Here is a 24,362-nt window from a genome sequence, read left to right as displayed (position 1 = left end):
CTGCTAGCAGCGGGAGGAGCAAATCTAGTGTCCGCCACCACCTGCGCCAGCCTTTGCAGCGAACGGCGGCTTGGCCATCCAGATCACCACGATCAGAGACAGGAAGATCCAGCCCAGCAGGTGGAAGACTTCGTTGAAGGAAATCTGCAAACCCTGCAAGGTGATCGTGTCATTCAACGCCGCCATCACTGTCTGTGAATCGCCGGTCTGACTCGCCGCTTGTTGTACCAGCGGGTTGTACGGCGTGATCTGCTCGGCCAAATGCTCGTGATGCACGATGCCGCGATGCTGCCACAGGAAGGTAGTGAGCGACGCCGCGAAGCTGGCACCCATCGTGCGCAGGAACGTCGCAAGACCGCCACCTGCGGCAATTTCGTTGGGCCGCAGATCCGACAACAGGATCGTCGTGACCGGCATAAAGAAGAACGCCACGCCCAAGCCTTGCAGCAACTGCACCAGCGCGACGTGCTCGAAGTCGATACCGATATAGAAGTTGGAGCGCAGGAAACAGGTGGCGCCCATGACCACGAACGCCCCGCTTGTCAGCAGACGCAGATCGAATCGCGTGGCGTACTTGCCGACAATAAACGTAAGCATCACCGGGATGATGCCAAGTGGCGCGGTGGCTAAACCGGCCCAGGTCGCGGTGTAGCCCAGATTGAGCTGCAACCATTGCGGCACGAGCAGGCCGATCGCGAAAAACGCAGCGTACGCCAGCACCAGCGCAATCGTGCCCATGCGGAAGTTGCGATGGCGAAACAGCTTGAGATCGACGATCGGATCTTTGTCGGTCAACTCCCAGATCAGGAAGATCGCAATCGCGATAGCCGAGATGATCGAGGTGATGATGATGAAGTTCGAATTGAACCAGTCATCGTCATTACCCTTGTCGAGCACCACCTGCAGCGCGCCAACACCAATCACCAGGGTGATCAAACCCACATAGTCTATCTTGGGCAGTTGCGTGACCACTTCGCGCAGGCGCATCTGATTGGCCACCACCATGCTCGCGAAGATGCCGATTGGCACGTTGATGAAGAAGATCCACGGCCACGAATAATTGTCGGTAATCCAGCCGCCGAGAATGGGGCCGGCGATAGGCGCGACGACGGTCACCATCGCGAGCAGCGCCAGCGCCATGCTTCGTTTGGCGGGTGGATAGATCGAGATCAGCAGCGCCTGCGTGATCGGATACATCGGACCGGCGACCGCGCCCTGCAGCGCACGGAAACCGATGAGCATGCCCATGCTCTGAGCGATGCCGCATAAAAACGAGGCCATCGAAAACAGGATGGTGGCCCACACGAACAACTTCACCTCGCCGAAGCGGCGCGTGAGGAAGCCGGTAAGCGGAAGCGCGATGGCGTTGCTCACCGCGAAGGAGGTGATCACCCAGGTGCTCTGATCCTGACTCACGCCGAGGTTGCCGGCGATGGTCGGCAGCGACACGTTTGCGATCGTGGTGTCCAGCACCTGCATGAACGTGGCCAGCGACAAACCGATTGTCGCAAGAACCAGGTTGGGTGGACGGAAATGGGTGCTCATGAGATCCGAATATGCGTTGAGTTGGGCAACGGTTGTTGTTGCGAAGCGAAGATGGATGGCGCGAACGCCACGACGCTTGTTTTCAAGCCGTCATCGCCGTGCGTGCATGTATCTTTGTGCGCACGTGCGATCCATCCCCTGCCCCATCAATGCTGTCCAGCCATGTTGTCGTGAATGATGCGGTCGATCTGCGCATTCGCCTCGGCCATTTCTTGCTGGAAGACGTCGGTAGTGAAGCGCGGCTCGGTGCGTGCTTGCTGCGACAGCGCCGGACCGCTCTGATCGTGCAGTGTCACGTCCGTGTCGAGCGACATGCCGATGCGTAGCGGATTTTTGTCGAGCTGCGACGGATCGGTGAACACCACGCGCACCGGAATACGTTGCACGATCTTGATCCAGTTACCCGTGGCGTTCTGCGCTGGGAGCAGCGAGAACGCGCTGCCGGTACCCACGCCGAGACTTTCGACCTGACCCTTGTACTTCACGGAACTACCGTACACATCGGAGGTGATTTCCACCGGCTGACCGATACGCATGTGTGTTAGCTGCGTTTCCTTGAAGTTGGCATCCACCCACACACCGTGCAACGGGACGACGGCCATCAATGCCGCACCCGGTTGCACGCGCTGACCCACCTGCACCGTGCGTTTGGCGACATAACCGGTCACCGGCGCGACCATCGTCGTGCGCACGTCATCCAGATAAGCAGCGCGATACTGCGCGGCAGCGGCTTTCACATCCGGATGCGAAGCGACAACGGTGTCATCGACCAGCACGCTGTTCGTCTGCAACTGCTGCTGGGCGGTGGTCATGGCGTTTTGCGCCGAGTTGAGCGCATCTAGTGCGTGCGACAGTTCTTCCGTGGAGATCGCACCGGTCTTGGCGAGATCGCGGCGGCGGTTGTAATCGGCCTGCGCCTTGGCCAACGCAACGCGCTGAACCGCGAGCTGTGCCTGTGCGCCGGAAACCGTGCTGTAAAGGCCACGCACCTTGCGAACAGTACTCGCCAGATTTGCCGAGGCGCGCTGCAGTCCGACGTCGGCATCGGAGCGGTCGAGCTTCACGAGCGGGTCACCCTGTTTGACCAGGTCGCCGTCGTCGGCGCCGATCGAGATGACCGTACCGGCAATGCGCGGGGTGATCTGCACGATGTTGCCGTTGACGTAAGCATCGTCGGTGCTTTCGTGCCAGCGGCCAATGAGGAAGTACCAGACTGTCCAAGCAATGGCGGCAAGGACGAGGACAATTACAAGCAGCCGCAGCAGAAAACCGCGCCGTTTGTTGTCCGGCGGTGCCTGCACGGTGGGTGCGGCGGGTGCAGCGGCTGCGTTGGGATTCGGGCTGGACATGGGGCTGCCTCAGGAACGATGGAAATTATTGAAAGGATTATTCGTTGGAGACCAACTGCTTTTCGGCAGTGGGGTCGTCGGCACCGGCTTGCGGACGGAATCCGCCACCGAGTGCCTGGATCAGTTGCACGTTCAGATCGCTCTGTTGTGCGTGCAGCGTCGCCATGCGCTGCTCGGCAGCCAGCAATTCCTGGCGCACGCTCAGTGCTTCCAGATAACTGCCGATACCTGCCTGGTAACGCTGCTCGGAAAGCTTCCATGCATCGCTGGCGGCATCGACGGCGCGTTGCTGCGCGTCGATTTCCTGTTGCACGGAGTTGAGTGCGTCGTAGTCGTCGGACACTTCGTTCACGGCCGACACCAGCGTCTGGTTGTATTGCGCGACGGCCAGGTCGTATTGCGCGTCCTTGCTGTTCAAGTTCGAGCGACGACGGCCACCGTCGAAGATCGGCAAGCTGATCGCCGGCGCGACTTCGTAGAAACGTGAAGGCGCCTGGAACAAATTGCCGCCGCCCAGAGCCACCAGACCTGCGAGTGCGCCGATGTTCACATCGGGCATGAACTCGGCCTTGGCGGACTTGATGTCCTTGCTCGATGCTTCAACGCGCCAGCGTGCCGCAACCAGATCCGCGCGATGGCCAATCAGCTCGACCGGCACATTCGACGGCACCGTCAGTGCGGATGGCGGCAGCAATTGCGGACGGCCGATATCGCGGCCACGATCCGGGCCTTTGCCAAGCAACACGGCGAGCGACGAACGTGCCGCATCGATGTCGCGATCGGTTTGTACCTTCTGCCCTTCCGCGCTGGCGACTTCGGAGTCGCTCTGCTTCAACTGCGACTGATTGTCGATGCCTGCCGCGACGCGCTGTCGCGTGAGATTGCGTGCGTCATTCGCACGCTTCAATTCGGCGATGGCGACATCCTGTTGTGCATAGGCGTAACCGAGTTGCACGTACGCGCGTGCAACATTGGTGGAGAGTTCGACACGCGCAGCTTGCGCATCCACTTCAGCAGCGCGTTCATCGCCCAGCGCCGCTTCCCACGCGGCACGATGACCGCCCCACAAGTCGAGATCCCACTTGAAGCTGCCGTACACATACTTGGCAGCGCCTGTGTGGCCGTTTCCAATCGGCGGAAGCGTGGTGGGAATGCGTGCTTCGGCGACGCTGCCGCCAACACTGACCGAGGGATCGCGTGCGGCATTGGCAGCGCCGGTTTGCGCTTGTGCGGCGCGCGCGCGCGCGTCGGCGACCGCGAGCGTGGGGCTGTCGTGCAAGGCTTCGGCGATCAGCGTATCGAGTTGCGGATCGCCCAACCCCGTCCACCAGTCTTCTTTCGGCCACGCCGCATCGGACACCTGCACGTTGGCAAAGCTGCGATCAGCTTTCAGCGTGGAAGGATCGATGGATGTGCCGTTCGTATGAAGACCACCGCTCGTGACACAGCCGGCGAGGGCGAACGTCAGTGCTACAGCAGCCGCAAGAATATGCAGACGCATGGCTTTCTATCTCGAAGTAGAGGTAAATCAGTTCTTGTCGCGAAGCGCGCGTAACACGCGCTCCAGGTAGTCGTGCAATTGCGCACTTTCCGCGTTGGTCAACGTACGCTGCGCTGCATGCAAGACGCGCTCGTTACAACCGCTTAGTTGTTGCCACAACTGATCCCCCGCCTCAGTGAGCTCAATGCGCAAGGCGCGGCGATCTTGTTCGTGCGGACACCGGCGCAATAGACCCCTCCCCTCCAGCTGATCCAGCTGGCGTGTCATCGCGCCACCGTCCAGTTCTACAGCTCGGGCCAGCTCGGTTGCCGACATCGGGCCCAGCGAGGCGAGCCGCTTGAGAATCAGGAACTGAGTGAAGCGCAAATCGAGCTTCTTTGCAGCGATTTCCGCCTCCAACGACCGCACCAGTTCGGTGCGGACCAGGGCGAGCAAGGTGCCAAGACTTTCTTGGCTGGTCGGGGTGATAAGGGGGCCGGTGCTCATACTGCGAATTATTATTGCCCCGAGAATATTTGTCAAGGCAAATATGTTTTGCGCACCTATTGTCCGAGCAAATGGTTAGAAGTGAATTACTGCTCCCCTCCTGCAGTCAGCTCGGCCAGCTCATCGCCCAGCCAGGTGCGGAGCGCCGGATTGCGCAATTCGAACAGCTCAAACACGCCTAAAGCGCGCAACGCCGGCAATTGCGCCAGCAAACGGGGCTCCATGGCGCGGCGAACGGCCTCGGGGGTGGCCGGATCGAGCATCTGATGGGCACAGGCGACAAAGGTCTCGACCGGGGAGCGGGAGACTTCAGACCTTAGGGAAACCAGTTGGATCGGGGACATAGCCTCATTCCTTGTTCTGTGTGTTGCAGGGGATCACGGGAGTCGTTCTATAGACGAACGAACGAGAAGGACCGTGACAGACAGACATAGACATCCAGGTATCGGTTCGCGCAAAAACGCGCGGCCCTTCCGACCTGGGCTTATCAAGGGCCGCGAGCGGCGGCAGCGGCGTGGGGAAATCCGGCTCAGCCACCGGATTGTCGAAAGATTAGGCAAGAACGGGCATAAGCTGATAACGTTATTTGGCCAAAAAATGTCGAGAACCGGCCATGTCGCAATCCGATGAGGAATTCCACAAGTTCATAGAACGGGCTGACGGACAGCCCGTTATCGCCTACTGGGACGAAGGCGAAGCCACCAGCGAGTTCAGCCAGAAGACGCACAAACTCGATTGGCATAGCCATATACGTGGCCAGCTTTGGTGCGTGGAAAGCGGTCTGGTTCACGTGCATACGGAGCGCGGTTCGTGGTTGTTGCCGCCGCATCGCGCGGGCTGGATGCCGCCGGGCGAAATGCACACGGTCACCCTCAGTGGCGTGATGAGCGGCTGGGGCGTTTTTATGACACCGGAAATCAGCCACTGCATGCCCGATCATCCGGCGGTGATTGGCGTGAGTTCCTTGATGCGCGAACTCGTGCATCGCGCCAGCTCCTGGCCCTGGGACGCCGAACTGGACGAGCAGCAGGAACGCATCATCGCCGTGCTGGTCGATGAAGTGCGCAGCGCAACGCGCGAACCGCTGCATTTGCCCATGCCGGTCGACCGGCGGCTCCTGCGTATCGCGCATGCGGTCATGGAAAACCCGCAAGACAACCGCAGCCTGGAAGAATGGGCCTCCTGGGCAGGTTTGTCGCCACGCACGCTCAGCCGCCTGTTCCGCGCGGAAACCGCCTTGAGTTTTGCGCAATGGCGACAGCAAGCGCGGCTCACTCGCTGCCTCGAACAACTGGCTGACGGCACACCGGTTGCCGCCGTCGCGGATGGACTGGGCTACGCGAGCACCAGCGCTTTCATCGCCATGTTCCGCCGCAGCTTCGGCGACTCGCCGGCACGCTACTTCGGTCAGCGCGCGGTGAGCTGATCGCTGGCCCTTGCATCCTGGGCGGGCCGCCCTTATAGTTGAGCACTCACTCAATTATTGGAATCATCGTGGCCCGCCCCCGCAGCGAAGACAAGCGCAACGCCATTCTCGAAGCCGCCACGGAAGTGGTGGCCGAGCAGGGTGTGAGCGCGCCAACTGCGCGGATCGCCAAGCGGGCAGGGGTGGCCGAGGGCAGTCTGTTCACCTATTTCGAAAATAAGGATGCGCTGCTCAATCAGCTGTATCTGGAGTTGAAGCGCGATCTGCGCCACGCCATGCTCGACGGCTTTCCTGCCGCCGAGCGCATCAAGGTGCAGACGCGCCATGTGTGGGACGGCTACGTCGATTGGGGCGTCGCCAACCCGCATAAACGCAAGGCGATGTCACAGCTTGGCGTGTCCGACCGAGTCAGCGCACAGACCAAGGAAGCGGGCCAAGCCGCCTTCGCCCAGGTCAGCACCTTGATGCAGAAAAGTCTGGCTGGCGGCGTACTGAAGGATCAGCCGCCATCGTTCGCCGGAGCGATCATGAGTTCGCTCGCCGAGACGACCATGGAGTTCATCCTTCGCGAACCCGCCATGGCGGACCGCTACAAGAGCGCCGGTTTCGATGCGTTCTGGGCGGCCATTGCGGAACATTGAGGGTTTTTTTTGCTCACCTCATGAGTGCTTACATACTCAACTAAAACCTCACATTACGGAGATTTCCCCATGTCCAAGATCTGGTTGATTACCGGTAGCGCCCGCGGTCTGGGCCGCAATCTGGCCGAAGCAGTGCTCGCTGCCGGCCATCGTCTGGTCGCCGCCGCGCGGCAGACCGACAAACTGCAAGACCTCCTCGACCGCTACGGCGATCGCATCGTGCCGGTCGTGCTCGACGTCACCGATGCGAAGGCCGCGCAAGCGGCGGTCGACAAAGCCGTCGCCGCGTTTGGACGTCTGGACGTCCTCGTCAACAACGCCGGCTTCGCCCATGCAGCGCCGTTCGAGCAAATCGGCGACGACGATTTCCGCGCGCAGATCGACACCAATTTCTACGGTGTGGTGAATCTCACGCGCGCCGCGTTGCCGGTCATGCGCAAGCAGCGCGCCGGCCACATCATCCAGATTTCGTCGGTGGGTGGGCGCATGGGTTCGCCTGGGCTCAGTGCATATCAATCGGCAAAATGGGCTGTCGGTGGTTTCACCGAGGTGCTCGCCAAAGAAGTCGCGCCGATCGGGATCAAAGTCACGTCGGTGGAACCGGGCGGCATGCGTACCGATTGGGGCAGCATCGCACGCGGCACCTCACCGGAGATCTGGCCCGATTACGAGCCGTCCGTCGGCATGTTCTCCAAACGATTGGCCCAATACATCGGCCATGAAGTCGGCGACCCGGACAAGATCGCGCAGGTGATCCTGCAATTGGCCGAGCATGATGCGCCGCCGGAACACCTTATCCTGGGCAGCGACGCCCTGCATTTCTTCAATCTTGTCGATAGCGCGCGCCGTGCCGACGCAGAACGCTGGAAGCCGGTAAGCCTTTCCACCGATTTCGACAACGCTGCTCCATTGCCCGACTTTACGCTCGCGAGTAAGCAGACATGAACTGGACGACGCACGATATTCCCCAGCAAAACGGCCGTTTCGTGGTGATCACGGGCGCAACCGGCGGCATCGGTTTCCAAGCCGCACGCGAGCTGGCTGGCAAGGGTGCGAACGTGATGCTTACCGGTCGCAATCAAGCCAAAGGCGATGCGGCATTGCGTACGATCGCCGCCGAGCATCCGCATGCGCAGATCCAGTTTCGGCATCTGGATCTGGCTAGCCTCGCATCGGTGCGCGCGTTCGCCGAAGCGTTCTATCGCGAGCACCCATCGCTCGATCTGCTGATCAACAACGCCGGTGTGATGGTGCCGCCGGAACGCTTCCTCACCGAAGACGGTTTCGAGCTGCAGTTCGGCACCAATTACCTCGGCCACTTTGCATTGACGCATCATCTGCTGCCCGCGCTGCGTGCCGGCAAACAACCGCACGTAGTAACAGTCAGCAGCGGCGCGCATCGCCTGCAGGCAGCGATCCATTTCGACGATCTGCAATGGGAACGCCGTTACCGAGCGTGGCCGGCCTATGCGCAGTCGAAACTGGCCACGCTGCTTTTCGGCATGGAATTGCAACGGCGCAGCGACGCGAACGGATGGGGACTGATCAGCAACGGTTGTCATCCAGGCTATGCACGCACCGACCTGCAAACCAGCGGCCGCAATCTGGGCAACACCGGTAAAACGGGCAAATTCGGCGCATGGCTGGAACCGCTGCTATCGCAATCGGCCGCCGATGGCGCGTTACCTACCTTGTTCGCCGCCACATCAACCGACGCGAAGAAAGCCGGCTATTACGGTCCGCAGAACATGTTCGAGCTGAAAGGACCGGTGGGCGAGGCATCGGTGAGCAAGCAGGCGCGCGATCCGGCGCTCGCCGCGCGCTTATGGCAGGTGTCCGAACAGCTGACCGGCTCCCGCTGGCCGAGCGCCGCCGTCGCGGCCTGAGCCATTTGATCGTCATGCCGGCCCTGCGCGTCTCAATGGGTGAGACGCGCGCGGCCCAGCATGGTGCCTGGCCAGCGCAGCGGAACGTTGGCCGCCCGAGGGCATTTTACCGCGGCGAAACAGGCCCTATGTATGATCGACGAACCGCACCCGCTCGACCGCGGGCCCTCGACGATGCCGCTTTCCGAATTCCATCCCGCCGTATCCGCGTGGTTCCAAGCCACCTTTCCTGCGCCGACGACTGCGCAGGCCCGCGCTTGGCCAGCAATTCGCGCGGGCCAGCACACGCTGGTCGCCGCACCGACCGGCTCGGGTAAAACGCTCACTGCCTTTCTCGCTGCGATCGATGCGCTGGTGCAGGAAAGCGTCGCACGCGGCGGCACACTGCCGAATGAAACGCGCGTGGTGTACGTGTCACCGCTGAAAGCGTTGTCGAACGACATCCACATCAATCTCGAAGCGCCGCTCGAAGGCATTCGTGCGGAACTCGAAAAACTCGGCCTGCCCGATGCACCTATTCGCACTGCGGTGCGCACCGGCGACACGCCGCAAGTCGAACGCAATCTGATGCGCAAGGCGCCGCCGCACATTCTGGTGACGACGCCTGAATCGCTCTACGTACTGATGGGCTCGCTCTCCGGGCGCGACATGCTCAAGAGCGTGCGCAGCGTAATCGTCGATGAAATCCACGCTGTCGCTGCGAGCAAACGCGGCGCGCATCTGTCGCTTACGTTGGAGCGACTGGAATCGCTGTGTCAGCGGCCCCTGCTTCGCATTGGTTTGTCGGCGACGCAGAAACCGATCGAAGAAGTGGCGAAATTCCTGACAGGGCAGGGCACGGATGCAGCACTTGCACCGCTCGCTCCTCGCCAAGACGAAACAACGGCAACACGACAGGCATCGCATCGCGACGAACCCATCAGCGATCTTTTTGCGCGCTCAGGTCCATTGCCGGATGTTTTTCCTATAATCGAACGTGGATCGGCCTGCACCATCATCGACGTCGGCCACACGCGCGATCGCGACCTCGCCATCGAAGTGCCTCCGGTGCCGCTGGAAGCGGTGATGTCCAACGACACGTGGGAGCTGGTGTACAACCAGGTTGCGCAGCTGGTGGAACACCATCGCACGACGCTGGTCTTCGTCAACACCCGGCGCATGGCCGAACGCGTGGCGCGGCACTTGTCCGAGCGCCTCGGGCATGAAGCGGTTGCCGCGCATCACGGCAGTCTGGCGAAAGAACAGCGGCTCGATGCGGAACAACGTCTGAAACGCGGCGATCTGAAAGTCTTGGTCGCCACGGCGTCACTGGAATTGGGCATTGATATTGGCGACGTGGATCTGGTTTGCCAACTCTCCTCGCCGCGCTCCATTGCTGCGTTCCTGCAACGTGCCGGTCGTTCCGGACATGCCGTGAGCGGAACCCCGAAAGCGCGCCTGTTTCCGACAAGTCGGGACGACCTGATCGAATGCGCGGCGTTGCTCGACTGCGTACGCCGCGGCGAACTCGACACGCTGGTGCAGCCACCGCAACCGCTGGATGTGCTCGCTCAACAAATCGTCGCCGAAATCGCCTGTGCGGAATGGGATGAAGATGCGCTGTTCGCACTGATACGTCGCGCCCATCCTTATCGCACGCTCCCGCGCGAGCAATTCGATGCGATTGTGCGCATGCTGGCCGACGGCTTCACCACCCGACGCGGTGCCCGCTCAGCCTATGTGCATCGCGATGCCGTACACCATGAGTTACGCGCGCGGCGCGGCGCGCGACTCACCGCCGTGACATCCGGCGGCACTATTCCGGATACGGCCGACTACCTCGTCGTGCTGGAACCGCAAGCCACGATTGTCGGCACCGTGAATGAGGACTTCGCCGTCGAAAGCCTGGCGGGCGATATTTTTCAGCTCGGCAACACCAGCTATCGCATCCTGCGCGTCGAACGCGACCGTCTTCGCGTCGAAGATGCAAAGGGTGCGCCGCCGAGCATTCCTTTCTGGCTCGGCGAAGCGCCTGGACGCAGTAATGAGTTGTCGCTCGGCGTGTCGCGGTTACGCGAAGAAGTCGTCGCGCGCGTCGATGCGGGTGGCGTGCAAGCCGCGTTCGACTGGTTGCGCGATGCCCTGGGCATGAACGACTCCTCCGCGCAGCAAATCGTGGAATACCTCGCCAAGGCAAAGGCCGCGCTCGGCGTGCTGCCTACGCAATCCACGCTGGTATTCGAACGCTTCTTCGACGAATCCGGCGGCACGCAGCTGGTTATCCACACACCGTGGGGAAGCCGCATCAATCGCGCGTGGGGTCTTGCCTTGCGCAAACGCTTCTGTCGCCAGTTCAATTTTGAATTGCAGGCGGCAGCGACCGAGAATGCGATCGTGCTTTCCTTGTCGACCAGCCACAGTTTTCCGCTGGAAGAAGTCGCGCGTTATCTGCATAGCAGCAGCGCCGAACATGTTCTGGTGCAAGCGTTGCTCGATGCGCCACTGTTCGCGGTTCGCTGGCGATGGAACGCAGTCACCGCGCTGGCGTTGCCGCGTTACTCGAGCGGCAAGAAGGTACCCGCCCAACTGCAGCGCATGAAGAGCGAAGATCTGCTCGCTGCCGTTTTCCCCGATCAAGTGGCTTGCCTGGAAAACATCGTCGGCGAGCGTCAGATTCCCGATCATCCGCTGGTGAATCAGACGCTGCACGATTGTTTGCGCGAAGCCATGGACGTGGATGGCCTTCTGGATATTCTCAAAGGCCTCGAATCGGGCGCCATTACGGTGGTGGCACGTGACCTCACCGCGCCGAGTCCGCTGGCCAGCGAAATTCTCAACGCTGCGCCGTATGCCTTCCTCGACGACGCGCCGCTCGAAGAGCGCCGCACGCGTGCAGTGCAGACACGCCACTGGAATGGCATCGAGGACACCGACGATCTGGCCAAGCTCGATCCCGATGCCATCAATGCGGTGCGCGCGGAAGCATGGCCGGACGTGCGAAGCGCGGACGAAATGCACGAAGCGCTCAACGTGCTCGGCTTTATCACGACACACGAAGCCGCTGCCAATGCCGGCTGGCTCGATTGGCTGAAGAAACTGGCGAACGCTCATCGCGCCACGCGCCTGACGCTTGCTACGCCTGACGGATACGAGACGGGCATCTGGATCTGCGCGGAAAAGCTTCCGCTCTGGCAGGCCGTTCACGCTGTTGCACCCATGCAACCGCCGATCGCAGCGCCTGCGGAATTTGCAGCGCAAACATGGACACGTGAAGATGCGTTGCTCGAATTGGTGCGCGGCCGATTGACGGGTCTTGGCCCCGTCACGCTGCCCGCGTTGGCGGCATCGCTCGCCGTCAAGGCTTCGGATGTGGAACTTGCAATGATTCGCCTGCAATCGGAAGGCTACGTCATGCAGGGCCGCTTCTCGCCTGACGCCAGCGGTGTGGAGTGGTGCGAACGTCATTTGCTCGCGCGCATTCACCGCTACACCATCGGCCGCCTGCGCCGCGAGATCGAGCCGGTCAGCCGACGCGATCTGATGCGCTTTCTGCTCGAATGGCAGCACGCAGCACCCAACACGCGATTGAGCGGACCGGATGCATTGGGCGCGGTACTCAACCAGCTCGAAGGTTTCGAAGCCGCAGCCGGCGCATGGGAAAACGAACTGCTCGCTTCACGCATCGAGGATTATTCCAGCCGCTGGCTAGATGAACTTTGCCGCTCCGGGCGCATCGGCTGGAATCGCTTGCGCAGCGGTGGCGGAAGCAGCGGCCCTGTGCGTGCCACGCCCATTGTTTTGTTGCCACGTCGCCAGCTTCCCATGTGGACGTCGATCGCCGATCGCAACCAGGATCAGGCGACGCTGCTGTCTTCTCGCGCGCAAGCCGTCGTCGATGCGCTCAGTGCACACGGCGCGCTTTTCTTCGACGAACTGATCGACGCCGCTCGATTGCTTCGAACGGAACTGGAAGATGCACTCGGCGAACTCGTTTCTGCCGGACGCGTGACCGCCGACAGCTTTGCCGGCCTGCGTGCGTTGCTGACACCCGCCGCCAAACGCGAATCGCCCAAACACCGTCGCGTGCGCCGCCACGCCCTCAGTGAGATCGAGGATGCCGGAAGATGGTCGCTCGTACGTAACTCACCGCAATCGTCGAATGCAAACAGCGAAGGGCAGGCCGAGCATATCGAGTACATCGCGCGCGCGTTGCTCCGCCGATACGGCGTAGTGTTCTGGAAACTGCTAGAACGCGAAGCACCGTGGCTGCCTTCGTGGCGCGAGCTGTTGCGCGTTTATCACCGGCTTGAGGCCCGTGGCGAAATTCGTGGCGGCCGCTTTGTCGAAGGCCTGGTCGGCGAGCAATTCGCGTTGCCCGAGGCCATCGGCCAATTGCGAAGCGTGCGGCAGCGCCCGCTGGAGCAACAATGCATCTGCCTTAGCGGCAGCGATCCGTTGAATCTTGTAGGTACGGTACTGGCTGGCGATCGCCTGCCCGCGCTCGCAGGCACGCGCGTATTGTACGAAGACGGCGTGCCTGTGGCCGCGCTGGTGGCCAACAAGCCGCAGTGGCTGATCGAAAGCGATCTTGCGCAACAGCGTCGCTGGTTCAATGCGCTGCTGCGTCGTCCGGAACCCGATGGCACTAGCGATGTGAGTTACGTTCACCGCTGATCTTGCGTGGCAATGCGCCCATATGAGGGGATGTTTCCATGGAAACGAAACAGGTAGAAGGCAGCATGATTCTCGGGTTGCGGACCGCCATTTATCCCGCCAACGATCTGGCCGCCGCCAAGCAGTGGTACACGCAGGTGTTGAACCAACCGCCGTATTTCGATGAACCGTTCTATGTCGGCTTCCAGGTGGGCGGCTTCGAACTTGGACTGATACCCGATGCACAAGCGGGCACCAGTGGCCCACAGCCGTTGTGGGGTGTCGTCGATATCGCGATCGCGTATGCACGCTTGCTCGAACTCGGTGCCAAATCGCTTGAGCCCGTCACCGAGGTGGGTGGAGGCATAAGAGTGGCAGCGGTGGTCGATCCCTTTGGGAACCGCTTGGGCATCATCGAGAATCCACATTTCGATCCGACCAACGTCAGATAACGTGATTGCTCATATCCAAAGCACCAGCGGCCGATCGCTATAGGTGCCCCCTAACTTGCGGGATACGATGCCATGGCTGCGCTCGATCACGTCATTCTGAAGGTAAACGATCTGCAAGCCAGCGTAGCGTTTTACACGCAGATCATGGGGTTTGCGCTGGGTGGCCGCGACGGTCCGTTTACGGTGGTTCGCGTCAATCCCGAGTTTCAGTTGCAGCTCGCACCGTACGGAACCGCTGGTTTGGAACACTACGCATTTGCCGTATCGCGTGCGGAATTCGATGCCATCTTCGATCGCATCAAGACTTCCGGCATTCCCTTCGGACGTTCGTTCGACTCGGTGGGTTCCAATACCGGCCCCGGTGAAGAATCCGGTGCGCGTGGCTTGGCGCCGACGCTTTATTTCTATGACCCGAATAAGCATCTACTGGAAATTCGCACTTACGAATAGCTTGAATCCCCATGTGGAGAAACACGATGAGAGCTTCTGTCTTTGTTGGAGTGAGTGTCGACGGATTCATGGCTCGCCTGGATGGCGGGCTGGATTTTCTTCCACCCGGCGGTGGCGAGCCGCACGGCTATGAAGAATTCGTGGCGTCGGTGGATGCTTTGGTGATCGGGCGCAGGACGTACGAGACGGTGTTGGCGTTCGCTCAGTGGCCTTATGGGCCAAAACCTGTTTTCGTTATGAGCGCACACCCACTTGCGCCGGCGCCGCTGGGCGCCGTTGTCGAGCACGTTTCCGTTTCACCGAAAGACGTGGCATCCACACTTTCCGCGCGTGGCGTCGGTCACGCTTACATCGATGGCGGCATCACGATCCAGGGTTTTCTGCGCGCAGGGCTCGTTCAACGCCTTATCATCACCCGCGTACCCGTTCTGATCGGTACAGGCATTGCGCTCTTTGGCGCAACTTCCCACGACATCGCGCTACGGCACGTTGCTACGCGGTCTTACGCAAGCGGCCTCGTGCAAAGCGAGTATGACGTGGTCATCTGACACAGTGCTCGCTTATGGGTGTTTTTCGCATTTCGACCGATTCCACCGAACTGGATATCCCACTTATTCATCGCTTTCTCTCGGAAGAGTCGCACTGGGCCAGAGGCGTATCGATTGAGCTGGCTCGCAAATCACTAAGCTATTCTTTGTGTTTCGGCGGCTTTGTGGGCACTTCGCAAGTGGCGTTCGGGCGCGTTGTTACGGACTACTCGCATCTTGCTTACGTGATGGATGTGTTTGTCGTGCAGGCGCATCGTGGATTGGGGTATTCGACGGCGCTTATGCAGGCGATGCTTGCACACCCGGAACTTCAAGGTGTGACATTCCTGCTGCGCACGTCGAGCGCGCAGGGCTTATATACACGGCTGGGTTTTACGACGCTTCCGAATCCGGAAAGGTACCTACGGTATTCGCCGGGACGATCAATCGCTGTGATCGGCGATGTAGATCAGCAACCCGTCCAGTTCCTTAAATTCGCTACGACCACTAAGGGCAATTTGCTGACCTGCGCGCACGCCATTGGGTAGATCGATGGCGAACGTGCCTTCGAACGCGATTTGCGCGTGCGCGACGCCTGCGGCTTCGCTGTAGCCGGTGATGGTTTGGCGGCGCGCCAGAAACAGGTGCCGCGAGCTTTCCGCCAGATGGCGAAGTTCCTCGATGCCCAGCGTGCGTACGCTGAGTACGCCACCGGTGTAGTTTTCGAAAGTGACTTCGCGGTGCATCGTTGCGAGCATGCCGTCGACGTCCAAACGGTTATAGGCGTCGATGTAACGATCGATCAGGGCACGCATGAGGGTCTCCAACGCAACGACGGTCGGCTTGAGCCGCGATCCCGGCAGTGGCTGGGATCGCGGCGGGACGCCGCGGCAAGCTTAGTGCTTTACATTATCCGTCTGTTCGATGAAATGAGCTACGTTGTCGTGCAGAAGCTTCAGCGAGGCCTCGTGCGCGTACACCATGTGGCCGGACGGGTACCACGCATAGGTCACGTTGTTCATCAGTTGCGGCTGCACCGGGATATGGTGCATTTCGTAGTCCGCCGCAAAGAACGGTGTGGCGAGATCGTAATAACCGCCGTTGAGGAAGACCTTGAGATTTGGATTGGTCTTCATCGCCATGGCCAGATCCGGCATCACGTTGACGGTGCCGTCGTGATCGTTGTGCTTGAAGATCCATTCCTTGACGTCGGCAAATTCGCGGTAATTCAGATCCTGACCGAATTTGAGATCTTTGCGCACATAGTCGTTGAACGCTGCAATGTAGGCGGAGCTGATCGCTGACGATTGGGGGTCGTACTCGGCTTCCTTGCTCAACGGATCGAGCGACGGACCGGAGAAGCGCGTATCCAGGCGCCCGGTGGTGTCGTCGGTGTCGCCGAGCAATTCGTGCTCGAACATGCCGCCGGTGACGCGCAGGTTTGCCTTCATCAAGTAGGACACGGACAAGCCGGTGTATTGATGCAGTTTCTCTGCAACCGCTTGCTTGCGCGCATCGTCGATTCGCGAACCCTGCATCAACGCTTGTGCATAGTCGCCGAGTGCGAACTGCTCCACTTCCTGCAGGAACGGCTCAAGGTCTCCCGGTTGCTGCGGCAGCTTGTGGTGGTAGTACGCCGTCGCCGCGTAGGTCGGAAGCGCCAGCTCGTAGGGGAGGTCGATGCCCGGATTCTGATCGGCGCCGTCGACGCTGGTGTCGAAGTTGAGGATCTGCGACAGCAGGATCACGCCGTTGAGATCGACGCTATCTTCGTTTTCCAGATCGTTCGCGACCACCGCCGAACGTGTCGTGCCGTAGCTTTCGCCGAACAGGTATTTGGGCGAGTTCCAGCGGCCATAGCGCGATAGGAACTGCGTGATGAACTGCGCGAAGGCATGACCGTCACCGTCGACGCTATACAGTTCCTTGCGTCGATCTCCCATCTGACCTTCGCGCTTGGATGCATCGGGGTCGTTGGCAACCAGACGGCTGAAACCTGCGCCGGGCGCATCGATGAAAACCAGATCGGATGCATCGAGCAGGCTGTAGTCATTGTTGACCAGCTGATACGGCGCGGCGGGCGTGTGGCTGTCGTCGCTGGTGACGACACGGCGCGGACCGAACGCACCCATGTGCAACCACACCGTGGCCGAACCGGGGCCGCCGTTGTAGATGAAGGTGACGGGACGCTTGGCGGCGTCGGCGCCCTTCTTGAAATAAGCCACATAGAAAACGCTTGCCGTGGGCTCGTTTTCCTTATCGCCCTTGCCGTGCAGCACGATGGTGCCTGCAACTGCCTTATACGAGATGCGCTTGCCTTCGACGGATACGGAGCCTTCGCTGGTGGAGGCCTGGGGTTTCAGGAGCGCCGCTTCGGGCTTGGGCTCATCCGGTGTCGATTTGTCTTTTTTATCTGCGGCAGAGGCGGTGCCAAGAAGAAGTGCCGCAAGGGCGATAGCGAGCGGAAGCTTGCGCATGGATGTTTGGACCCCTTTTACTGGCGTGATGTGCCGACCGCTCAGGATAGGGAGACCAGGGGGCAGGTTTCGCGCGCCAGAAGTCACGTCATGAGCGAAGCACCTTAGCGCTGCGTCGATTGGCGTGGGCTGCGGGCTTGGCTCCGGCCGCACCCTCATCCGCCTGCAGGCACCTTCTCCCTACGGGAGAAGGATTCCATGCAGGTGTGGTTATGCGTTGGCGACAACGTCGCGCAGCAGTGCGGCTTCGCGGGCCAATTGCTCGATGCCTTCCCAATCACCGCTCACGAGTTTGTCTTTCGGTGTGAGCCAAGAGCCGCCCACGCAAAGGACGTTGGAGAGCGCAAGGAAATCCGGCGCGGTGGTCAGTGCAATGCCGCCGGTAGGGCAGAAGCGCAACTGGGGAAGTGGGCTGGCCCATGCGCCGAGCAGCTTTGTGCCGCCAGCAGGAACCGCCGGAAAAAATTTCAGATGGCGATAACCGCGTTCGAGCATGTTCATCGCTTCGCTCGCGGTGGCGACGCCAGGCAGCAGCGGCAATGCGCTGTCTTCCGCCGCAGCAAGAAGATTGGGCGATACGCCTGGCGATACGGCGAAGCGCGCACCCGCTTGTTCGGCAGCGTGCAAGTCTTTGGCCGTCAGCACCGTGCCAACACCCACGACGGCACCTTCCACTTCGCTGGCAATGGCGCGTATGGCATCGAGCGCGGCAGGTGTGCGCAATGTCACCTCGATGGCCGGCACGCCGCCGGCAACCAAGGCACGGGCCATAGGCACGGCATGGCGAGCGTCGTCGATGATCACCACAGGGATCACCGCCGCCAAACGCATCGTGGCTTCAACCTGTTTTTGTTTTGCTTCGATGTTCATGTCCGTTCCTGATTCGGTTACAGCACGCCGGCGCCAAGATCCGCGGGCATGGCATTGCGGCGGAACATGCTGAAGAGTTCGCGCCCCATGCCGTGTTGATGCGTGGAAAGATCGCCGATGGCGGGTGCGCGCTCGGCGAACTCTGCGGCATCGACCAGCACATCGAGCGTTCCGTGCAGGGCGTCCAGACGGATGATGTCGCCATTGCGAATCTTTGCAATCGCGCCGCCATCGTCAGCTTCGGGCGTCACGTGGATGGCTGCGGGCACGCGACCGCTTGCGCCTGACATGCGACCGTCGGTCACGAGTGCGATGCGGTAGCCACGATCTTGCAAGACCGCGAGCGGCGGTGTGAGTTTGTGCAACTCCGGCATACCGTTCGCGCGCGGTCCCTGGAAACGCACTACAGCGATAAAGTCGCGATTGAGTTCGCCGCGGTCGAAAGCACCCTTGATCTCATCCTGATCGTGGAACACGACTGCGGGCGCCTCGATAACCAGGCGATCGTCCGGTACGGACGACACCTTGATCACCGCGCGCCCGATGTTGCCGTGAACCATGCGCAAGCCGCCATCGGCGCGGAAAGGCTCGGCCATGCCGCGCAACACGCCGCGATTGCCACTTTCCTTCGATACCGGTGTCCAGACCAGTTTGCCGGAAGCATCGAGCGAAGGAATCTTTGCGTAATCGGCGAGCGTCGTACCCGTAACCGTGCGTGCATCGCCATGCAGCAACCCGGCGCTCAACAATTGATCGATCAGAAAGCCCATACCGCCGGCTTCATGGAATTGATTCACGTCGGCGTAGCCGTTGGGATACACGCGCGCCAGCAAGGGAATCGCAGACGAGAGAGCGTCGAAATCTTCCCAACGCAGCGCGATGCCCGCTGCCTGTGCAATAGCAACCAGATGCAGCAGATGATTGGTCGAGCCGCCCGTCGCGTGCAAGCCGATCACGCCATTGACGATGGCTCGCTCATCGACGATGTGTCCGATGGGCAGATCTTCACCCGACTTGCTCAACGCTGCGCTGCGGCGCACAGCTTCTGCGGTCAGTGCGTCGCGCAGCGGTGTATCCGGCGCGACGAAACTTGCCCCAGGCAAATGCAGGCCCATGATCTCCATCAACATCTGATTGGAGTTGGCAGTGCCGTAGAACGTGCAGGTTCCCGGCGAGTGATAGGAACCGGCTTCCGCTTCCAGCAATTCGGCGCGGCTGGCTTTGCCTTCGGCATAGGCCTGACGCACTTTCGATTTCTGTTCGTTGCTGATGCCGCTGGGCATCGGACCGCTGGGAACAAAGACGCCCGGCAGATGACCGAAGCTGAGCGCGCCGATGAGCAGGCCCGGCACGATCTTGTCGCAGATGCCCAGATAAAGCGCACCGTCGAACATGTCGTGCGACAACGCGACGGCAGTCGCCATGGCGATCAGATCGCGGGAGAACAACGACAGCTCCATGCCGGAACGCCCCTGCGTGACACCGTCGCACATAGCGGGCACGCCACCGGCCACCTGTGCGGTGAAGCCGGCATCGCGCGCGATATCGCGAATCAACGCGGGGTAACGCTCATACGGCTGATGCGCCGAAAGCATGTCGTTGTAGGCGGTGACAATGCCGATATTCGGCGCATGGCCATCGCGCAAGGCCGTCTTGTCGTGCTCGCCGCATGCAGCAAAACCGTGCGCGATATTTCCGCAGGAAAGACGTGCGCGATGCGTACCTTGCACCACGGCGCTTTGAATGCGGCTCAGATAAGCCGCACGTGTATCTCGGCTGCGTTCGCCAATACGTTCGGTGACTTCGGCAACAACAGGATGCAAACTCATGTTCCACTCCAGCCGCTGACGCGCGGCAGGCATTCGTTCCCCAGTGTGATGGGGAAGGTTGAGTGATGATTATTCGAACTTGCCGGCATGCATTCCGCCTGCCCTCGTCGTCTCGCGTTGCTGCAAGCAAAGGAAGAATCGGCGTGAAGCAAAACACGACGCATTACGGGCACCAATAGATTTCCAGCTGAGGCGCGCGATGGAGCACGCTGGCGATGGGCAATGAACTGCCGGGTTGTTCGGCTTGTTCGAGCACCACGCGCTTGTCTGTCCCTTCGATATGCAAGTACAACGCGCGCGCTTTCAGCAAGACGGGGAGCGTAAACGTGATGCGCGGCTCACCGGCATTGGGCGCACGCATGGGCAACACTTCTGCAGTGTTCGTCAGGTCGAGCGCTTCACTCAGACGATCGCCACCCGGAAAAAACGAGGCGGTGTGCCCGTCCGGCCCCATGCCCAGTACGACGATATCGAGTGGAAGCTTCATCGTGCCGATGCGTGTGCGTACTTGAGCGATGCCGGCTTCCGGTGTCGGTGCTTCCGCATACAACGGCACAAACTTCGCGTCCGCCGCGTTGTGGCGAAATAGAAACGCTTCCACCAGACGTGCATTGGAACGCTCGTCCGTGTCGGGCACCCAACGTTCGTCGACCAGCGTTACCGTGACGCGCGACCAATCCAGCACCTCGTGCGACAACCGCTCGAACAAGCGCTTTGGCGTGCTGCCGCCCGACACGGCGATGGTTGCCTCGCCGCGCGCGTCGATCGCGTTGCGCAAGTCATCGGCAATGCGCGTGGCCAGCGCAGTCGCCAGCGCCTGGCCATCGTCGAACGCATGCATGGAGGCTTGAGAAGTCACTCGCTGTTATCCTCGTTGTCTTCGTTCCAGGTACGGCCGTCGCGTTCGATCAACGCCACGGAAGCGCTGGGTCCCCAGGTGCCAGCGGTGTACGGACGCGGCGATTCGCCACTGTCTTCCCACGCGGCCAGGATGGGACCCGCCCAACGCCATGCCGCTTCCACTTCGTCGCGACGCATGAACAGAGTGGGATTGCCGCGCACGACGTCGAGTATTAAGCGCTCATACGCGTCGGATTGCTGCACGCCGAAGGCTTCGGCAAAGCTCATATCGAGCGGTACATGACGTAGGCGCAAACCACCCGGACCCGGATGTTTGATCGTCAGCCACAGTTTCACGCCTTCGTCGGGTTGCAGACGAAGCACCAGACGGTTCTGCGCCAGCGGACCGGCCGACGGCTGGAAGATCGAATGCGGCACAGGCTTGAACGCGACGACGATTTCCGACACTCGCTCGGCCAATCGCTTGCCCGTGCGCAGATAGAACGGCACACCGGCCCAGCGCCAGTTACCGATTTCCGCCTTCAATGCAACGAAGGTTTCGGTCTGGGACTTTTCGATCTTGGTTTTGCTGTCTTCGTTGAGTTCGTCGATGTAACCCTTGACGCTCTGCCCTTCGGTGGCGCCAGCGCGATACTGGCCACGCACGGTGAGCTGCGCGGCGTTTTCGTCGGTGATCGGCTTGAGCGAATGCAACACTTTGAGCTTCTCATCGCGCACCGCATCGGGCGACAGCGACGACGGCGGTTCCATCGCCACCATGCAAAGCAGCTGCAACATGTGGTTCTGCACCATGTCGCGCAACGCGCCAGCATGGTCGTAGTACGAACCGCGGCGACCGACGCCGAGCGTTTCGGCCACAGTGATCTGCACGTGATCGATGTGCTCGGCATTCCACAGCGGTTCGAACAGCGCGTTGCCGAAACGCAGCGCGAGCAGGTTCTGCACCGTTTCCTTGCCGAGGTAGTGATCGATGCGGAAGGTCTGCGATTCGTCGAAGACGCTGCCGACGTCGTCGTTGATGCGGTTCGCGCTGGCCAGATCGTGGCCGATCGGCTTTTCCATCACTACGCGCGATTCGCCCTTGTTGAGACCGTAGTGGCCCAGGCGCCGGCAGATGTCGACGAACAAATCCGGCGACGTAGACAGGTAGAACACGCGCACGTGACCGGGTTGCTCGCCCATGAGCCTGGCGAAATCGTCCCAGCCCTCGTCCTTGCGCGCATCGAGCGGTCGGTAGCTGACCAGCTTGAGGAAGGCTTTGAATTTTTCGGGATGCTTTCCGGCCGCGCCGTTGAGACCCGCCTGGATCTGCTGGCGGTAACCCTCATCGTCCAGCCCTTCGCGCGCCACGCCGATGATGCGCGTGCCGTCCGGGATTTGGCCGTCGATGTAACGATGGAACAGGGCAGGGAGGAGTTTGCGGACGGCCAGGTCGCCGGTGCCGCCGAAAATCACCAGATCGAACGCATCGACCGGTTGAGCAGGTGCAGTCACAACTCACCTCGTGTGGTGCTGGCGGCTGCGGAGCTGCGGCCACCGGGGGGCTCTGATCGTACCAATGACATACCAGGCAATACCAGTGCCTGGACCCCTGCATTCGTATGCAAATTTTTCCTAAGCAGGCCTAGGTCCGGGGCTAACTGGCTGTTGTAGAAGTGGTTAGGCATTGGTATGGTGCGCTTCTATGCAGAACGCCCTGGCCGACGAATACCGGCGCCTGAGCCGCGATACGACCACCCATCAGCCGCTGGCCTACCTGCGGCTGCGCCGGGCTATTCGCAATGTCATCCAGCATCGCGACATCGAACCGGGCCAAACCTTACCGAGCGAAAGAGATTTATCGCAGGCTTTGGGTTTGTCCCGCGTGACGGTCCGCAAGGCCATTTCCGGTTTGGTCGAAGAAGGCCTGCTCACGCAGCGCCACGGCGCGGGCACCTTCGTGGCCGAGCGCATCGTCAAGCCGATGTCGCGCCTGACCAGCTTCACGGAAGATTTGCGCGCCCGCGGTCTGCATCCGCGCTCGGAGTTTTTCGAGCGCAGCGTGGGCGAGGTGACGCCTGAGGAATCGATGGCGCTGAATCTCTCACCCGGCGTCTTGGTCGCTCGCCTGCACCGCGTGCGCTATGCGGAAGACGAGCCGCTGGCGATCGAACGCAGCGTCGTACCCGCCAGCGTCCTGCCCGATCCGCACGAAGTGCACGATTCGCTCTACGAAGCGCTGGAGCATCACAACTGCCGCCCCGTGCGCGCATTGCAGCGGCTGCGTGCGGTGTTGCTCGGCGCGCGTCAGGCGCGCTTGCTGCATGTCACGGCAGGCAGCGCTGGATTGCATATCGAACGGCGTGGCTTTCTCGATGATGGCCGCGTGGTCGAATTCACCACCTCCTGGTATCGCGGCGATATCTACGATTTCGTCGCTGAGTTGCAGACGGACTGAGCCCGACGTCTCCCCGCGTTCTTGCTCATCATCCACGAGCTCGTCATTCCAGCTTTCGCTGGGATGACGGCAACAGCCGGTACCCATTTCACTCTGCTGACGTCACCAAACAACACGTAGAAAATTACAGGCGCCCACGGCTTATTTGCCCCTCCGGCCGGACGCCAGCTAAGATTGATCAGTTTCGGGTGTCCCAAAGGCCTTCGCCCACGGGATGAAACGGGAAGCCGGTGCGCTGCTCACGCAGCAAGGCCGGCACTGCCCCCGCAACGGTAAGTGAGGTTTTCGAACGGTTCGACGCCACTGTGCTGTACGCATGGGAAGGCATCGTTCGAGGTGCGATTGCAAGCGCACCGCCTCGCGAGTCCGGAGACCGGCCCGATTCATTGGTTCTGGCAACTCGCGGTGGGCGAGGCTCGGATCGCGTGCCGACCTCATTACGCCTGCCCGCATTCCGCTCCCTCTCAAACCGCATGGCTGCCGGCTTATTTATTGACGCCGCGCGGGGACGTGCGGCAGGGGAACCGGACACATGTTGAAGAAAACTCCGCTGGCGACCGCCATGCTCGCGCTCAGCCTGAGCAGCTCGTTCGCTTACGCGCAAACTGCATCGAGCGATCCTTCGAACGATCAGAACACCACACTGAAAACCATCGTGGTGACCGCTACACGCACCGCTACGACCGAGAACGACACGCTGTCGTCGGTCACCGTGATCACGCGCGAAGATATTGAACGCCTGCAGCCCACATCGCTGGTGGATCTGCTGACCGGGCTGCCCGGCGTGTCGATGGCGCAGACGGGCGGTATCGGCGGTCAGGCCAGCATTTTTCTGCGCGGTACCAACGCTGATCACACGCTTCTGTTGGTCGATGGCGTGCGCATCGGTTCGGTCAGTGCGGGGGTGCCGGCACTGGAACAGATTCCGGTCGAAGCGATCGATCGCATCGAAATCGTGCGCGGTCCGCGCGCCAGCCTGTACGGCTCTGATGC

Annotated in this window: 22 protein-coding genes and 1 riboswitch; of the genes, 11 read left to right on the top strand and 11 right to left on the bottom strand. The window is 61.1% G+C overall.

The window, feature by feature from the left end; all coding sequences use genetic code 11:
• Window positions 1–24: 24 nt before the first annotated feature.
• The 5 genes from VK725_RS13095 to VK725_RS13075 all read right to left on the bottom strand — a co-directional run bounded on the left by VK725_RS13095 (window position 25) and on the right by VK725_RS13075 (window position 5,225).
• A complete protein-coding gene (locus VK725_RS13095; protein ID WP_325318497.1) occupies window positions 25–1,545 on the bottom strand; it encodes a DHA2 family efflux MFS transporter permease subunit in 1,521 nt (506 codons plus the stop codon).
• 146 nt (window positions 1,546–1,691) lie between these two features.
• Complete coding sequence (locus VK725_RS13090; protein WP_325318496.1) at window positions 1,692–2,894, bottom strand: efflux RND transporter periplasmic adaptor subunit; 1,203 nt, start codon at window positions 2,892–2,894, stop codon at window positions 1,692–1,694.
• A 37-nt stretch (window positions 2,895–2,931) separates the two neighbouring features.
• Complete coding sequence (locus VK725_RS13085) at window positions 2,932–4,395, bottom strand: efflux transporter outer membrane subunit (protein WP_325318495.1); 1,464 nt, start codon at window positions 4,393–4,395, stop codon at window positions 2,932–2,934.
• Between the two features lie 27 nt (window positions 4,396–4,422).
• Window positions 4,423–4,881, bottom strand: a complete 459-nt coding sequence (locus VK725_RS13080; RefSeq protein WP_325318494.1) for a MarR family transcriptional regulator — start codon at window positions 4,879–4,881, stop codon at window positions 4,423–4,425.
• Between the two features lie 86 nt (window positions 4,882–4,967).
• Window positions 4,968–5,225 carry a hypothetical protein gene (locus VK725_RS13075; protein WP_325318493.1) on the bottom strand — a complete coding sequence of 86 codons (258 nt, stop codon included), beginning with the start codon at window positions 5,223–5,225 and terminating at the stop codon, window positions 4,968–4,970.
• A gap of 269 nt (window positions 5,226–5,494) precedes the next feature.
• Here VK725_RS13075 and VK725_RS13070 point away from each other — a divergent pair, with 269 nt between their 5' ends.
• The 9 genes from VK725_RS13070 to VK725_RS13030 all read left to right on the top strand — a co-directional run bounded on the left by VK725_RS13070 (window position 5,495) and on the right by VK725_RS13030 (window position 15,443).
• A complete protein-coding gene (locus VK725_RS13070; protein ID WP_325318492.1) occupies window positions 5,495–6,307 on the top strand; it encodes a helix-turn-helix transcriptional regulator in 813 nt (270 codons plus the stop codon).
• Window positions 6,308–6,375: 68 nt separating this feature from the next.
• The gene (locus tag VK725_RS13065; protein WP_325318491.1) at window positions 6,376–6,948 is read left to right on the top strand and encodes a TetR/AcrR family transcriptional regulator; all 573 of its coding nucleotides are present in this window, start codon (window positions 6,376–6,378) and stop codon (window positions 6,946–6,948) included.
• A gap of 69 nt (window positions 6,949–7,017) precedes the next feature.
• Window positions 7,018–7,893 (top strand): oxidoreductase, encoded by an 876-nt coding sequence (locus VK725_RS13060; protein ID WP_325318490.1) that lies wholly within the window; start codon window positions 7,018–7,020, stop codon window positions 7,891–7,893.
• Window positions 7,890–8,834, top strand: a complete 945-nt coding sequence (locus VK725_RS13055) for an oxidoreductase (protein WP_325318489.1) — start codon at window positions 7,890–7,892, stop codon at window positions 8,832–8,834. Before VK725_RS13060 ends, VK725_RS13055 begins: the two co-directional genes overlap by 4 nt.
• A gap of 174 nt (window positions 8,835–9,008) precedes the next feature.
• On the top strand, window positions 9,009–13,487 hold the full coding sequence (locus tag VK725_RS13050) for a DEAD/DEAH box helicase (RefSeq protein ID WP_325318512.1): 4,479 nt from the start codon (window positions 9,009–9,011) through the stop codon (window positions 13,485–13,487).
• A 38-nt stretch (window positions 13,488–13,525) separates the two neighbouring features.
• Window positions 13,526–13,918, top strand: coding sequence for a VOC family protein (locus VK725_RS13045; protein ID WP_325318488.1), 393 nt, complete (start codon window positions 13,526–13,528; stop codon window positions 13,916–13,918).
• 72 nt (window positions 13,919–13,990) lie between these two features.
• Complete coding sequence (locus tag VK725_RS13040; protein ID WP_325318487.1) at window positions 13,991–14,368, top strand: VOC family protein; 378 nt, start codon at window positions 13,991–13,993, stop codon at window positions 14,366–14,368.
• 26 nt (window positions 14,369–14,394) lie between these two features.
• A complete protein-coding gene (locus VK725_RS13035; RefSeq protein WP_325318486.1) occupies window positions 14,395–14,916 on the top strand; it encodes a dihydrofolate reductase family protein in 522 nt (173 codons plus the stop codon).
• A gap of 14 nt (window positions 14,917–14,930) precedes the next feature.
• Window positions 14,931–15,443: a GNAT family N-acetyltransferase gene (locus tag VK725_RS13030; RefSeq protein ID WP_325318485.1), complete on the top strand. Its 513-nt coding sequence runs from the start codon at window positions 14,931–14,933 to the stop codon at window positions 15,441–15,443.
• Here the strand turns inward: VK725_RS13030 and VK725_RS13025 are convergent.
• The 6 genes from VK725_RS13025 to zwf form a co-directional block, all read right to left on the bottom strand.
• A complete protein-coding gene (locus tag VK725_RS13025) occupies window positions 15,339–15,710 on the bottom strand; it encodes a nuclear transport factor 2 family protein (protein WP_325318484.1) in 372 nt (123 codons plus the stop codon). The genes VK725_RS13030 and VK725_RS13025 overlap by 105 nt on opposite strands.
• An 81-nt stretch (window positions 15,711–15,791) precedes the next feature.
• Entirely contained in the window at window positions 15,792–17,372 is a 1,581-nt protein-coding gene (locus VK725_RS13020) for a S10 family peptidase (RefSeq protein WP_325318483.1), read from the bottom strand.
• Window positions 17,373–17,582: 210 nt separating this feature from the next.
• Window positions 17,583–18,242, bottom strand: a complete 660-nt coding sequence (gene eda / locus VK725_RS13015; protein ID WP_325318482.1) for a bifunctional 4-hydroxy-2-oxoglutarate aldolase/2-dehydro-3-deoxy-phosphogluconate aldolase — start codon at window positions 18,240–18,242, stop codon at window positions 17,583–17,585.
• Between the two features lie 17 nt (window positions 18,243–18,259).
• Entirely contained in the window at window positions 18,260–20,071 is a 1,812-nt protein-coding gene (edd, locus tag VK725_RS13010) for a phosphogluconate dehydratase (protein WP_325318481.1), read from the bottom strand.
• Between the two features lie 163 nt (window positions 20,072–20,234).
• The gene (gene pgl / locus VK725_RS13005; protein ID WP_414648504.1) at window positions 20,235–20,912 is read right to left on the bottom strand and encodes a 6-phosphogluconolactonase; all 678 of its coding nucleotides are present in this window, start codon (window positions 20,910–20,912) and stop codon (window positions 20,235–20,237) included.
• A gap of 14 nt (window positions 20,913–20,926) precedes the next feature.
• Window positions 20,927–22,426 (bottom strand): glucose-6-phosphate dehydrogenase, encoded by a 1,500-nt coding sequence (zwf, locus tag VK725_RS13000; protein ID WP_325318479.1) that lies wholly within the window; start codon window positions 22,424–22,426, stop codon window positions 20,927–20,929.
• A 190-nt stretch (window positions 22,427–22,616) separates the two neighbouring features.
• On the opposite strand from zwf, the gene VK725_RS12995 reads away from it, so the two are divergent.
• Window positions 22,617–23,369: a GntR family transcriptional regulator gene (locus tag VK725_RS12995; RefSeq protein WP_126674339.1), complete on the top strand. Its 753-nt coding sequence runs from the start codon at window positions 22,617–22,619 to the stop codon at window positions 23,367–23,369.
• Between the two features lie 171 nt (window positions 23,370–23,540).
• Window positions 23,541–23,765, top strand: a riboswitch (cobalamin riboswitch).
• Window positions 23,766–23,901: 136 nt separating this feature from the next.
• Window positions 23,902–24,362, top strand: a 461-nt coding sequence (locus VK725_RS12990; RefSeq protein ID WP_414648503.1) for a TonB-dependent receptor plug domain-containing protein, incomplete at its 3' end; no start/stop codon positions are given.

Origin of the sequence: Dyella sp. (assembly GCF_035486915.1) — a bacterium.
Taxonomy (GTDB): Bacteria; Pseudomonadota; Gammaproteobacteria; order Xanthomonadales; family Rhodanobacteraceae; genus Dyella_B.
Note: the sequence above shows the minus strand (reverse complement) of the source record. Positions and strands in the feature narration are given on the sequence as shown.